Raw genomic sequence first — 14183 nt, forward strand, 5'->3', positions numbered from 1 at the left:
ACATTCAATTAAAAAAAGTATATTAAAATAAATAGTTAACTTATAGGCTTGCTATTTCATTGTATAGCCTTAGATCGTAGACCATAGAGTAAGCGTTGTAAGTTCCTGGTCCAGTTACAAAGTTCCACCCGTAATGTGCAGGTAATGGATTAGCTCCCTTGGTAATTGGTATCCATGCAGGCATTCCTTGTACTATTCCGTGAGGAGTTAGAATTATTCCAGAATAAGATATATGATATAAGGCATAGTTCAATGCTCCTAATCTCTCACCCGTCAATGCTACCATGGCTGCAGTCATTGGTGCAGCTCCGCTTGTACCATACCATAGGAACAGCTGACCTTGAAAGATTAAAGGCAACCCGAATCCGTATTCAGTTATGTTGTATCCCGCAGCAGAAACGAACGCTATATCTGGATAAGTTCTCTGAACTGGCGGAGTGAATGGAATCAGGGAGGTTAACTCGTAAGGCTGAGCTGGAAACACAGTGCTGATTCCTCCAGTGCTATAGTCCCATCCCGTTGCGCTATAAACTGTGTCGTTTGCAGTTACATTTAGAAATATCCCGCCAACAGCAGTCACGTAAGGATCACTTTCAGGGTACCATATTGTGTTATAAGTTCCTATATGGAAGTTTGGTGGAGGATTATCGCTCTCAAAGCCCCAATCGCCTGAAGCTGCAAGGACAGCAGTTCCCTCATCTACAGCTTGTATCATCATGTTATGGATCATATATAACATGGCTGGATAATAAGAGCTCAAGAAGGATTCTGGAACAGTTACTGATATTGATATAACTTGAGGATCTATGTAATTTACCATGTAATAGTATTCATAGTAATAATTCAACAAGTTACCAACTAATGAAGGCCCCTCCTACGTAGCCATTGCTGAAGACTACGTAAATGTTGGAGGCAGGAGCGAAAGTCCCGGACCATTCTGCGTCAAGTTCGTTCTCGCCTGACTGAGATATAGCCACATTGCCTAATGAGATCACATTTAACTTTCCGGTATGCGGAACGATGGCGTACTCATTCCAGAAAGCGTAAATATCGCTTTCATTTATATAGCCTTCAGGCTGTCCCTCTATTGCTATGCTTACACCCTTACCTAAGAAGCCTCTTTCATATAGCTTAGTGAAGTTAAAGTAACTTGCAACTACTGAAGGCGTTACTATGACGTTGGAGATTATACCAGGGCTTTGAGCTTGATGTGTCATAGAGGCTTCCCATGAGGTCTCGATTGCAGGATAAACGTGGGGATCTAGATTATCTATCCCAACTATTCCTAGCACGTATTTTCCTACGTTGTAAGGAAGTGATGGTGTAACATTATTTGTGTAATAATAGAAAGGCCCTATGTTAGTGAATCCCACCAAACCATACCAATAGAGATTTTGATACGGATAATAGTAAACATTTATGTAAGTATTGAAAGCATGTTCGATTTCACCCACTGTACCGTTAAAGGTGAGTATTAGACCGTAATCGCCGGTTTCAACTATTCCGTATGATTGCAGATACTTAACTAGAGCTTCCTTATATGATTGAGATGGATAATATTCCGATCTAAATTCTCCAGGAGATAAGTAATTAGCTTTATGCTGAATTATCTGATTTGTAATAGATATTAACGAGGAATATTGAGTAAAATTTAGAAGAATTGCAAAAGGAATGCTGTAGTTTGAAGGAAGTGGCTCTACAAACTGTGAACCAGGGACGATTGAGTACTTAGGTGAGCTGGTAGTAATATAGTAATAGCTTGTTGATTGACTGGATGCGATTCCCATCACTTGAAACGAAGAAAAAAGGAAAATGGCAAACACGAAGAAAGCTACTAGTTTCTTCATTAACTTTTTAATATCATTAACCTTTTATAAGCATTCCTATGAATTATTTTCTATAATAAAATAAAAAGGACGTTTTTTCATGATAAGAGATAGATAGATGTTAGTTTTTCATATTATAACTTTTTCCTAACTAACTCAACGTGCTAGACGTAAAAAGAGATTAGCATACCACTTTTAATTAATATAAAAGATTAAAATATAGTCATAAAAAATATCGTTAAGATTAAACTATTTATAACGAAGGAAATTTATAGAAAAATTATCGAGAAAATATATAATTTATTTAAAAGAATAAACTAAAATACTGTTATTTAGAATTTTATATTAAGATTAATATAAAATATAATATTATTTATAATTAGCTAAATCTAGTTTTTATTTTAAATATATAATCTAAATAATTTATCAAACATGTAAATATTTGTACCTTCTCAATTCAATTTAATAAGTTTATTAATCTATCCTCCATAATATCCTTACATATCTATACATGATTCGTCTATTATTTGTTAAATTCAAGGTTATTTTCCTTTTTCCCACCTTGATTTTAAAGGATAAGATTCGGCTTATTTTTTCTCTTTTAAAAAAAAACATAATTATATGCTAAATAGTTAAAACTAAGTCTCGATACCTTTTATCTATGACATAGCCCTAGTCCAAGAATCACATAAACCGTTAAATTTCAGCGTTATAAATCACTAGTTCAGGTTGAACATTAATAAAAAGTTCAGTGAATTTGCTTTTATATTAAGACCTATTGACATTATTCATGAGAATAAATAAAAGAGTGCTGGGCTCAATTTTCCTTTTTATAATAGTTATAATATCGCTTTTTATACTATATTCTATGCTAATTCACGGTGGAAAAGAAAGTAGTATAGGAGAAAGTCCCTCTGGTTCTACGGTAAGCGGAAACTACACTTATCTAGCATCGTTCCTGATATCTCATGATTTCGTAAGTTACGTTTCTTATAATCATGAGAATTTGTCGCAGCTATTGAGTACTCCAAGAATCGGAATAGAAACTACAATGGCCATGGAACAAGCTCCACTTTTAGCTGATACACATGTCTATGCAATAATATTTTAAGGTCTATTTCGTCGAGTTCCATTTTCTACCATATTACTTATTTCTCTAGTTCTTAAGGTTTAGTCATGAGAAAATGATGGCGGTAACTACCGTAAAAGAAATCTATTTTTCTGGATTATGGTTACCGAAAATAATTAAAACTTTATAACAGAGCGTGTTATTTATTAAACATAATCGAAGAAGGGAAGATGATGATTTAAGTTTCATAATTGAACTACATCTCAACTTAACAGCCTTTGGATTCATTATATAGTCTAAAGTTTAATTTTGTCTTCTCTCCATAACATTATCATTTACTGACGTACTTTAATGAAGGAAGTTGGCTAGACTGTATGTTCATACTAATAGATTAACGTTATTGGTATTTTCAAGTCGATTTTTATACCCAGTCATATGTGTTAAAATACATGCTAATTGAGAATGTGACTTTCGTAAGCGACAGAAAGCAACATTCCGTTTACGTGAACTCTGAAGGTATAGTTGAATGTATAGATTGCAGGAGAAAAGACGGATCAATTATTGATGCAAGGGGTAGACTTCTAATTCCGCCTTTTATCAACTCGCATTCCCATCTTGGATATGCAATGACTCTGGGATATGGAAGGAAGAACGAGACGGGAACTCTGCTAGATGCAGTTCAAATCCTGAGAGAGGACGTTTTACCCAAAATAACGGAGGAGGACTTAAGGAGCAGGATGGAGAGAATTGAAAGGGATCTTTTCCTCAGTTGAATACTGTTTGTTAGGACTCATGAGCCCCTGATAAATGATATAGCGTTTAAAATGCTAAGAATAAGGAGTAATCCTTTAGTTGAGATGCAAGTAGTGGCTTTTCCTACTCCTTCCCTTTTCTTTGAGGATAACGAGGAGAAGCTAGAATTGGCTCTCAAGCATGGGGCTGAGGTAGTAGGAATGTTGCCTCATCACGAGGATACATATGAAGAAGGGATCAGGCCGATTAAGATTGTAATGGATCTTGCAACGAGATACGACAAGTTGGTTGATGGCCATGTGGACGAAATAGACGACCCAGAGTCTGATTTTGCTCACTACATGATAGAAGAGGCTAAGAAAAGGAAATGGGGGATCTAAAACTGCCCTGAGTCATATAACATCTACCCATTATCAGGGGGCAAGCTTCTTCAACTTAGTGAATAAACTTAGGGAGACCGAAGTATCCATTGTAGTTAATCCAGAAACAAACCTTTATCTCCAAGGTAGATATGCTAATATCAATATCCCTAGAGGAATGGCTAGAGTTAACTATCTCCTTAAACATGGGGTAAACGTATCTTTAGGTAGTGACAATGTAAGTGATGTAGTATATCCTTTAGGAACATTTAACATGATAAGGGTGATGGAAATATGTAGAACAGCAGAATGGAACTGTCCCCTAAAAGTGGTCACTGAGAACGGTTTCAGAACAATAAATGTAAATCCGCCAGTAATCAAGGAGGGGGAAAAAGCCCAACTAGTAGTATTAAGGCATGATGGAAGCTCGTTGCATTATATGCCACTACTTGTACTGAATGGTAGAAACTACGTTATAAATAATATAAAACCTGAAATCGGTACTGTAGACTGAAAAGTTAACTTTTCCTAAATTTATATAGACAATATTATATAGATACAGTGATTGAAATAAAAATAATTTATTAATGATCATAAGAAAAGAAATATCTTAGTGTATTCTAGTTATCCCTTTCTATAAATGTAATATTATCTCTAATTTATTCTTAGTTCTACCAATTTCTGGGCATCATCGGATAATAACCACTCTAAACCTCTTTTATAATCGTCGAATTCCTTTGCCTCAAAACCGTAACTTGATGCTAATTTCCACGGGGAAGTCTCGGGAGATAGAATATCATCTTTAAGGCCTGACCAACCCCTTAGTGAGTTATAACCGCTATTATTTATTACAAGAACCTTCATTCTTCCTCCATATTTCTGTGCGCTCCATAGAGCTTGGAAGCTGTAGTTGAAACTACCATCTCCTATTACTACTAATGCACTTCCGCCTGCAGAAGCATAACCAAACGCTGCTGGAATGGCCCATCCTATAAATCCAGCTCTATTAGAAAACAACGAGTTCCTCCTATACCCTAAAGACGCTCTTAATGCCTCCCTATATGATGGGGCTTCATCAAATACTGCATATCTTTGGGATACTCCACTGAGTTCTTGGAATATTTTATCCACTGGACTGGGTTTCCTTTCCACCTTCTTTCCTACGAACTTATGCTGAGAAATATGAATGGATGCTAACTTTAAGAACTGTTTTGGATTACATACAAATGTATCCCAAGGTCTCTTACTAGCTTCCATCCAGTCTTGAGTTATTTGAACGACTTCCTTTCCCTTTAAGATCTCATCGTCTGGGAACAAAACATTTCCTAGAGATCCTCCGATCACTAATACCATTGAGTATTCCTTTAGTACATTATTTATTTCGCTACTACGTCTGGGAAGATCTCCCATGAAAAATTTCGAATCTCCACTATATGGAGCACGAGATGAAAATGGTTCAGCATAAACTGGTAAACCACCTTTAATAACAAAGTCGTTAAGCTCATCATGAGCATTAAATACGTCGATTTCATAACCTACTACTAAAGCTACTCTTTCGTGGGAGTTCACCCTTTCTACTACTTCCTTTACACTTTCCTCATTACAACATAAGGAGACATCATGTTTAACTTTCCTCCTTTCATCTCTTGTAGCCTCCTTTAACTGTAGGTCCTCAGGTATTGATACCATAACAGGACCATATGGTGGAGTTAGGGCTAATTTTGATGCTCTCATTAGAAGACGTATTACCTCGTCCTCGCTTTTAGCTTCAAAAGAGCCCTTAGTAAAAGGTTTGGCCATGCTTGTTAGATCACCGTATAGACGTGGCTCGTCGTTAAGGAATTTTGACGATTGTTGTCCTGCTATTATTAGAAGAGGAGATCTATCTAAAAATGCGGTGTTTATGAACCCCATTGCGTTAGAAAGTCCAGGGGAGGCGTGAAGGTTAACTATACCTAATTTACTTTCTTTTAGGTAATATCCCTCTGCCATTCCAACTGCAATACCGTCGTGTAGAGCTAGAAAGTATTTGAAGCTTTCAGGTTTACCTTTTAAAAAAGATAGTTCGGTTGTGCCAGGATTACCATATATCCTATCCGTGAACTGGCTGAGGAGCTCGTAGACCTTATTTCCTAGCATATGATATAGTCATATTCGAGTATAAAAAATAACTCATAAACTTATATCACACTACTAGAGTTTTCCACATCAATTCTGAACTGTCTTATTTATTTCTCTATCTATATGCTCAAAATATGAAGAAGGAATCTGAGTTACTAGTTATTGAAAGTACCCTTGAATAATTAAAATAGAGAATACTGTTGTATCTAACTTGAATAATATCCAAGGAAACCTCCTATGAATAAAATACATGTTCAACAATATGATAAAATAGATTCGATTACGAGCATAAAAAAATAGAAATGACTCATTAGAATACCTATTATATTTATTAACTATCTAAAAGCTTGACCTTCTTATGGGAGAGCAAAACTCTTCAAAAGGTAAAGGTCAAAAATTTTTCGTTAGAGAAAGCTCAGGACTGATTAGAGAAATATCAGCAACTGATGCATTCTCTATGAACTTCTCCTATTTGGGTCCTGCTGGAGGTGTGGCATACCCATTAACTTTCGCTCCTCTCTTGATAGGTGCTAGCTGGTTGTTAGCTGGCATAGTCGGTGCCGTTATGATGTTTCCAGTACTGATGATGTATTATTTTCTATCTAAGTTAATCCCTAGATCTGCAGGAGACTATATTTATATATCAAGGGCTCTGGGTCCTAAATGGGGATTCCTACAAGCACTTTCGAATATTTTTGCATTTGCTACGGGAAATCCTATTGTAGCTCAGCTGGAGTTGCCTCTTGCCGTTCAGCCCTCATTGGAGATCTTAGGAGTGTACTTTCACGATCCAGCCTTAATAACCATTGCGAACGATTTTTCCTTTAGTAATGAAACGGGGCTTCCTTTTGTAGCTGGAACTATAGTGATATTGACAATATCTTTCTTAGTTTCTATAGCTAGAACTAAGTATTTTGCAAGGATAATTACAGCGCTTACAATAGTTCAAATACTTGGAACTGCAGCGATGATAGGAGGTCTATTACTCGTTGCAGGAAGATATTCCCAGGTATTTAATAGCGTTTCTACACAGTTTGGCGGACCTACGTATCAGTCACTCTCCTCTATGGCAACGGTTTCTCCTCACATAAACATCGTAACTACCATGGTCTTAGCCTCAGTTCTAGTAGCGTTTCTTTATGCATATAATAATGCTCCAACATATTTCGGAGGAGAGGTAAAGAGCGCAAAAAGATCAATGTTTTCTGGACTAGTAATTTCTTATATAATAATAGCCTTTATCTCGGTGATACTTATAGCTCTCCTTCAGTTGGTAGTAGGTGAAGGTTTCTACAATTATACAAGTATAAATGGCTGGGACTCTCCTAATGGAGTTGGAATCCCTATAGCTACAACTTCACTTTTAAGTTATGTCGCATTACCGTTTCTGAAGAATTTGCCAATCTTAATTCTAATGATAGCTAGCGCCTTCACATGGTATGTATTATATTCTATCATTCAAACTTCCATACCATCTAGAACTTTATTTGCAATTTCTTTTGACTGGTTGGCTCCTACGATCTTCTCTAAGGTTAGCGAAAAGCTCAGAACCCCGATAATAGCGATTAGTACAATTTACATTCTAGCTGTGTTCTTTGATATTATGGAAATATACTTCGGTCTAACTATCAGTGCTATAACCTCAACAATCATTTACTTAATGTATCAGTATTTTACAGCTTCTTTGGCAGCAGTTAAGATGGGTAAAAACTCCCAATTTGGTGCAGGTAAAGAATTGGTTCGCTACGGTATACTTTCAGCATTAATGATAGCCATAACTGTGGCCTTCCTTGTAGGCTATGGAGTTGTTGCATATTCTACCTTCGGTAGCGCAATATTTCCAACAAACTTAATTTTAAATATTGGAATAATTGTAGGAATGCCTATAGTAAGCATAGTTGCATATGAGGTGATAAGAAGGATAAGATTAAAGCAAGGAATAGATCTGGAAATGACCTTTAAAGAGGTGCCACCAGAATGAGAGAAGTCTCATACCTAACATCAGAATTGGTCAAGTATCCCTCTGTGAGCATGGAGCCATTCTTGAATTCTAAGGGAATAAAAGAGGCATCAGTATTTATAGCAAGTTGGTTGAAGGAGAACGATGTTAAAGTCCAAGTTTTGGATCTAGACAATGGGTGGCCATCTATAATTGCGGGCGCTACAGATCCAAAAATTCTACTGTTGGGTCATTTCGACGTTGTTCCTCCTGGAGACGAAAAGGCTTGGAACTTTCCTCCTTTTTCGGGAGAAATTGAAAATGGAAAAGTAATGGGTAGAGGATCAAATGATATGAAGGGAGGGGTAGCAGTATTTATGGAGCTATTGAAAGAGTATCCTAACCAATTAGGGATGTTTCTTTCTCCTGACGAGGAAGTAGGATCCCTTCATAGCACGTCGATTTATGTTAATAAGATAAAGCCTTCATTAGTCCTTGTTAGCGAACCTTCAGGCTCTACTAATTTGGTAGTGGGAGAAAAAGGTATGATCATAGCTAGAATTAATATTGCCGGAAAGACTGCACATGGCAGTTTGCCTTGGAGGGGAGAAAGTTCTCTGACTAATCTCCTAAACTCACTGGAGAAATTAAAGAACATGCTAAGTAATATGTCAGTGAAGATACCAGAACCACTTAGGGAGGCATACAACAATAGTCAGCGTATATTTGGAGAAGATACTATTAAAATTACAATTAGTGTGGGAGTTTTAAGCTCAGGAACTGTACCTACTATGGTTCCAGATCATTCTACAGCGAAGCTTGACATTAGGATACCACATGGAGTAGATATAAATTATGTATCAGAATTAATCAGAGAAATGGGCTTTGAAGTAGAGTTTTCAACTGAACCTAATTATTATCTTGGAAAATGGGAGGAACTATTCCTAAAATCAGCTCGTGAAGTAGGAAAGAACTTGGTAGAGGTTATAGATCCTGCGGATAACGATGGTAGGCTTTTTAGAGCTAGGAACATACCATCACTTTGTTACGGACCTGGAAATGAATTCAATTCTCATGTATATAACGAGTTTGTGGAGGAAAGTGAACTTGAGAACACTCTGAACGTATACACCCACTTCATAAAGGGTGCTATCAGTGAAGTTAACTGATAGATTAAAGAAATCTGCAGATTCAATGAACAGAAACTTAGTTCCGTTATGGTTGTTTGCAGACAAAGACATTTATGCGATGGAGAGAACCAAACTCTTCACCAAGTCATGGATATTTGTGGGTCATACCTCAGAATTCCAAAGATGGGATTATCTACAACGTTACGTGGGAGATATTCCGGTTATCCTGACCAACAAGGACCACGTGAGGGGATTCCTCAATTTATGTCCTCACCGTGGAGCTAAAATACTCAGAGAGGACGCTGGAAGAGGTGATATATTTCGTTGTCAGTATCATGGATGGACGTTTTCACATAAGGGAAATTTCCTTGGTGCACCGATGCAAAACACAATCTATGGAGAGATGGATACTTCAGATTTCGGTCTTATACCAATTTCGTGCGAAACATATGAGGGATTAATCTTCTGCTCCATAAAGCCAAAGAAAAACCTTCAGGAGTTCTTAGGCGATGTAAAGTTTTACATAGACATGATAGCTAAGAGGAGCGATGGATTAGAATTCTCCTCTCCTCAGCGCTGGATAATAAGGGCAAATTGGAAGACCATAGTAGATAATTTCATAGGAGATGCGTGGCACTTTTTGACAGCTCATGGATGGCTCAGGGAAGTTGGGGTAGGAATTCAAGACTTGAGACTAACTTCCATTACAGGAGTTATAAGGTTAAAAGGAGGACATGGTGTTCTGTTCACTGGTCCCTCAAGCGACGATTTCCCTGACATACCTAGACCTTTATTCTATCCCATCTGGTGGCCTAACTTATTAGAAAAGGCAAAGAACAAACTTTCCAGAGAGGAGTTTATAGTGTGGACTAAGTATGCTACGTACGAAATGTTAGGTCATATATTCCCCAACTTAGCAATAGGAAACGTTGCCTACTCGCCTTCTGAAAAGGAACCCCCTGTTCCCATATTGGTCTTCAGGGTTTGGAGACCAATATCTAATACAGAAACTGAGATATGGACATGGATGGCATTTGACATTGACGAGCCTAACCAACTAAAAACAAAGAGCAGAGAGACATTCCTTAGACTTTTTGGAGCAGGAGGGGCAGTGGAACATGATGACATTGTAATGTGGGAAGGAATGACTGAGAACTCTATGAAGCTCTCCCATATGGAAATAGATTTGAAATACTATGGCGGTGCAAGACAATCGGCTTCCTCTTTCGAGGGACTTGGAGATTTCTTCTACGGAGGCAATTATGAAGGTAATACCATTTCCTTCTTAAAGGAGTACATAAACTACCTCGAGGACGATACGGAATGATAATAAGTGATGGTTTAACTGAAGAAGAAAAGGAGGCTTTAATAAAATTTCTTTATAAAGAAATTTCCTTGTTAGAAGAAGGGAAATGTGAAGAATGGATATCTATGTTAACTGACGATGTAAGATATTATATGCCAGTAAGCCTTGTTACAAGAAATGGAGACGTAGATGGAAGCGAAATATCCATTCTTGACGAAAACAAGGAGTCGTTGACAATTAAATGCAGGAAGATGAGGACATCTTATAATTGGATAGAGACTCCCCCGTCAAGAATCAGGTTTCATCCCTCTAAAATTTTCCTTATGAAGGAAAATGAAGAGTTCAAAGTGGAGATCTCTATGTTACTATTCATGGATAGATTGAAAAACAGCCAGATCATATCTTTAGTTAGAAAGGACATTATCTCTATAGTAAACGGAGAATTCAAGATAAAGTCAAGAGTTTTAGAACTGGACTGCGAAGTACCAAACGTAGTCTTTTCTAGGATAATTTAGAAACTACAAAATGAAAAAGAGACAAATATTCATAAGACCTTTATCTTAACGTTAAGGGGACAGATGACCCTAATCCGTTTAAGTGAGTCTACTCGTGTCTCAGTCCTCCAACTTGGTGCAAGTTATTCTCTCAAGTTCGGCTCGAAGCCTTATGTTGAGGTCCACTTGGGAGGGAAACACTATGTTGTTAACTATCCGGCGAAACTCGTTAGCCAAGTGATTCAAGTAAACCATTGCGTAAAGCCTCTTGGAGTCTTTCTCCACTAGAGGTTCGATGTCCTTTAGCATAGGAACTAACTCCTTACAGTTTATACTAACCTCATATTTTTTACAGAAATTATCAGGGTCCTCAATCAATTCCTTTATTGGGTTTATTTTTCCCTCCATTAGATCGGAGATAGGAAAGACCTCATTACACTTTCTTTTTCCGCACTTACATTCAACAAGAAAATCAAGCTTGTCCAGTACGTCAAAGAAGTCTTCCTGTGATCCAAGTACTTCCTCCCTTAGATACTCCTCCTTTATTTCGTCTTTCTCAATATCGTCAATAATGGGAGACTCTATTTCCTTCATTTGGGACTCATCTCCTTTCCCGAAGGTTAACTGAAGTTTCTCCAAATCGTCTAAGGTCTTACAGCCCTCATCAGAATCGCATATTGACTCTATCATATTGTCTATGAGCTCTGAAAATCTTTCAAATCTTTTAACTTTCATGGACCTCAAGTCTCTTACTAATCTCGAAAGTCTCTCGGTGAAGGAAGAAAGACCTCCTTCGTCGTCTGATATCTTTGTAAACAAGTTGTGAACGTAAACCATGCACTTCAAAGGGGTAGAACATTCCTCGTTTAGTCTGTGTCTAAATTCTATCATTTCTTCTATTTCCTTTCCAATGAGGGGTGTGAGGACTTGATGGAGCCTTATGATTGAGTCCCTAACTTGAAGACACTCCTGGATAGATGATTCTCCTTGTAATTGTTCAAGCTGAGTTTGAAGTAGCTGAGTTTGCTTCCTGTAGTAATAAATGGTGGCAATAAGAGCTGCAGTGGAAACCACAGAGCTTAAACCGGAGGCATAGTTAATGATGCCAGAAAGCGCACTCATGCGAGAAAAACTCATTCATGAAATTAAGGTTTACCTCTCATGATATCTCTGACAATGTAGACTATTACACTCCCTCAGTTTTAGATCTAAAACTGAAGACGACTTTTTTAAATAAAAAGTAGGAAATGAAAAAAGAAATGCCTATAAGAGATAAGGAAACTTACGCTAGGATGAGCCTGCGCGACTTCATTATAGCATCATGTAGGCTTGAAAAGGGTGAATTAAGGCTTTCAGCCTTTAGAACTTATAAGGCTGAGAGGAGATTGCTCCAATGCTTAGCTATGGTGCACGGAATTCATAATAGAAATACTCCCTGTGCTGTACCTAAACACGACATGGAGAGAACAGCATCTCAACTAGAAAAACTCTATCCCGGAATTTTGGAAATGACGAGGAAGGCATTGAAGCTTTTCGACCAATGGAAGTTATCTAATCCAAGACGCAAAGACATAGTGGAGCTCCTCCTGAAGATAAACTTCTCTTGGATTTCCCAGTTTCTAAATTCTAAGGATATAGAGCAGATAAATCAGATTAGGGACAGCTTGCTGAAAAAAGAGAGAAGTGAACATATAGATGTATAATATTTCGTTTAATTTTTGCTATACAAGAAAAAAAAGCAATATATATAAATTAGACATATAAAAGAATACAACTGTTCTCTTTTTCATTCACTTAACGCATACATAGCAGATGAATGCTGAGGGATTATTACATATACCTCATATATTGGCGAGCTAGTTAATTTAACCAGCAAGGTCGAAGGATAGTCTTCCAAGTTGAACGCCAGAGGAAATCCAGTAAGCGGCACGCCGCAATAGTTTACTCCAACGTTTCCATTAGAGGATATCTTTAAATACCATGATCCAGATATTTTAATTAATTGGAAGTTATAAAGCGTCAAACCATTTTCCTGCAGAGGGTCCTTAACTTGAGTTATCATGTAAGTTGAACTATAAGATTTTCCAGATGGATATATCTGATTCCAGTAAAGGCATCCTTCGTCCTTTGAAATAGAGTTAAGGTAAAAGTATTCCAAATAATAATTAGGGGAATTGCTAGCTGTTGATAAAACTATACCGAAGTTTGAGTCTGGTGCTCCTTGGAGTGTATAGTAATCTGTCACTATATCGAAGCTCAAGTTGGATGGAGGAAACTCATATATCAAAGTAGTATTGGATAGTCCCCCTACGCTAACTCCATTTATGTTATGTAGTTGAGGTTGAACCCATTTATCATTGTGAAAAGGAAGGGAAAGTAGTTGAGGTAGAACATACTCATAAAATACAGTTGAATTTAAGGAAAGATATTCCAAATCTTTAGTTACGGGAGCGTTCAAAGGTGGTTGCGGAACCTTTATGGCCTCTGAGATTCCAGTTACTTCATAATTTGAGGGATCGCTTGGAGGAAATGTTAAATCGCTTACGTTATAATCTGCACCTTCATTCGTGACTACAACAAACCAAGGATACCCGCTCTCTAATTTACTTACAGGGATGGGGATGGAAGTAACCGTGAAGTCCTCGTTAAGGATTTCTCCGTTTGGTAGTATTAAATGTGTTATATACACAGGATTTCCTGAATCCGACATAAGTTCTGGTTGACCATTAGGAGAGTAAATCTCAGATATAGGACTTGACGATAAAGATTGTAACATAGTTTGCTGTTGTCCTATGAAAATACTTGATTCCTGCCTTTGCACAACGAACACTAAGGTTAAACTTCCCATCAAAACTATTAGAAGAATTAAAGCGCCTAAGATTCCAGATATTCCTTTTCTCATCATATTGTTCATAACTAAATATTAGAAGAGAATGAGCAAATTGAAACTAATTCCGTTAATGATAGTAATAGTCTTTAATCTTTTAATAATAAAATAAGGATTACCAGGAAATGGGATATTGGATCAAAGTTATAGGACGTAAACTACCCCTTTACGACGGGTCTCTAGTGAAGTTGATGAATTCACATGGACTTTCAAGTAACATATGCTATTCTGATCTCCTCTCCGTAATGAAAGCAGAAGCTTGTCCTTCGTGTTAACGCTTAATCACACCTTGGCAAAAT

At 37.2% G+C, this 14183-nt stretch carries 13 protein-coding genes and 1 pseudogene; 10 read left to right on the forward strand and 4 right to left on the reverse strand.

The annotated features are described in order from the left end of the window. Positions 1 to 40 precede the first annotated feature (40 nt). Positions 41 to 1847 (reverse strand): annotated as a pseudogene (locus tag RQ359_RS09885) (S53 family peptidase). 769 nt (positions 1848 to 2616) lie between these two features. Here RQ359_RS09885 and RQ359_RS09890 point away from each other — a divergent pair. The 4 genes from RQ359_RS09890 to RQ359_RS09905 all read left to right on the forward strand — a co-directional run bounded on the left by RQ359_RS09890 (position 2617) and on the right by RQ359_RS09905 (position 4521). After that, positions 2617 to 2937, forward strand: coding sequence for a hypothetical protein (locus RQ359_RS09890; RefSeq protein WP_054839077.1), 321 nt, complete (start codon positions 2617 to 2619; stop codon positions 2935 to 2937). A gap of 407 nt (positions 2938 to 3344) precedes the next feature. Beyond that, positions 3345 to 3668 carry a hypothetical protein gene (locus tag RQ359_RS09895; RefSeq protein ID WP_156016605.1) on the forward strand — a complete coding sequence of 108 codons (324 nt, stop codon included), beginning with the start codon at positions 3345 to 3347 and terminating at the stop codon, positions 3666 to 3668. Between the two features lie 51 nt (positions 3669 to 3719). Further along, entirely contained in the window at positions 3720 to 4028 is a 309-nt protein-coding gene (locus RQ359_RS09900) for an amidohydrolase family protein (protein ID WP_054839079.1), read from the forward strand. Positions 4029 to 4044: 16 nt separating this feature from the next. Then, positions 4045 to 4521: an amidohydrolase family protein gene (locus RQ359_RS09905; RefSeq protein ID WP_256202145.1), complete on the forward strand. Its 477-nt coding sequence runs from the start codon at positions 4045 to 4047 to the stop codon at positions 4519 to 4521. 140 nt (positions 4522 to 4661) lie between these two features. Here RQ359_RS09905 and RQ359_RS09910 read toward each other — a convergent pair whose 3' ends face one another. Continuing rightward, positions 4662 to 6146, reverse strand: a complete 1485-nt coding sequence (locus tag RQ359_RS09910) for a thiamine pyrophosphate-binding protein (protein ID WP_054839081.1) — start codon at positions 6144 to 6146, stop codon at positions 4662 to 4664. Positions 6147 to 6486: 340 nt separating this feature from the next. Here RQ359_RS09910 and RQ359_RS09915 point away from each other — a divergent pair, with 340 nt between their 5' ends. The 4 genes from RQ359_RS09915 to RQ359_RS09930 are packed head-to-tail and all read left to right on the forward strand — an operon-like array spanning position 6487 to position 11018. Then, entirely contained in the window at positions 6487 to 8109 is a 1623-nt protein-coding gene (locus RQ359_RS09915; protein ID WP_156016601.1) for an APC family permease, read from the forward strand. Then, complete coding sequence (locus RQ359_RS09920) at positions 8106 to 9236, forward strand: M20 family metallopeptidase (protein ID WP_156016599.1); 1131 nt, start codon at positions 8106 to 8108, stop codon at positions 9234 to 9236. Before RQ359_RS09915 ends, RQ359_RS09920 begins: the two co-directional genes overlap by 4 nt. Beyond that, positions 9223 to 10524, forward strand: coding sequence for an aromatic ring-hydroxylating oxygenase subunit alpha (locus RQ359_RS09925; protein WP_156016597.1), 1302 nt, complete (start codon positions 9223 to 9225; stop codon positions 10522 to 10524). Before RQ359_RS09920 ends, RQ359_RS09925 begins: the two co-directional genes overlap by 14 nt. Next, entirely contained in the window at positions 10521 to 11018 is a 498-nt protein-coding gene (locus RQ359_RS09930; RefSeq protein WP_054839086.1) for an aromatic-ring-hydroxylating dioxygenase subunit beta, read from the forward strand. The genes RQ359_RS09925 and RQ359_RS09930 overlap by 4 nt, the downstream gene beginning before the upstream one ends. A gap of 99 nt (positions 11019 to 11117) precedes the next feature. Here RQ359_RS09930 and RQ359_RS09935 read toward each other — a convergent pair whose 3' ends face one another. Continuing rightward, entirely contained in the window at positions 11118 to 12119 is a 1002-nt protein-coding gene (locus tag RQ359_RS09935) for a hypothetical protein (RefSeq protein ID WP_175576964.1), read from the reverse strand. A gap of 137 nt (positions 12120 to 12256) precedes the next feature. Here RQ359_RS09935 and RQ359_RS09940 point away from each other — a divergent pair, with 137 nt between their 5' ends. After that, on the forward strand, positions 12257 to 12700 hold the full coding sequence (locus tag RQ359_RS09940) for a hypothetical protein (protein WP_054839088.1): 444 nt from the start codon (positions 12257 to 12259) through the stop codon (positions 12698 to 12700). An 83-nt stretch (positions 12701 to 12783) separates the two neighbouring features. On the opposite strand, the gene RQ359_RS09945 is transcribed toward RQ359_RS09940, so the two are convergent. Continuing rightward, positions 12784 to 13902 carry a hypothetical protein gene (locus RQ359_RS09945; protein ID WP_054839087.1) on the reverse strand — a complete coding sequence of 373 codons (1119 nt, stop codon included), beginning with the start codon at positions 13900 to 13902 and terminating at the stop codon, positions 12784 to 12786. Positions 13903 to 14009: 107 nt separating this feature from the next. On the opposite strand from RQ359_RS09945, the gene RQ359_RS09950 reads away from it, so the two are divergent. Next, positions 14010 to 14159, forward strand: coding sequence for a hypothetical protein (locus RQ359_RS09950; RefSeq protein ID WP_156016593.1), 150 nt, complete (start codon positions 14010 to 14012; stop codon positions 14157 to 14159). Positions 14160 to 14183 lie beyond the last annotated feature (24 nt).

This window comes from Sulfuracidifex metallicus DSM 6482 = JCM 9184 (genome assembly GCA_032834875.1).
GTDB lineage: Archaea > Thermoproteota > Thermoprotei_A > Sulfolobales > Sulfolobaceae > Sulfuracidifex > Sulfuracidifex metallicus.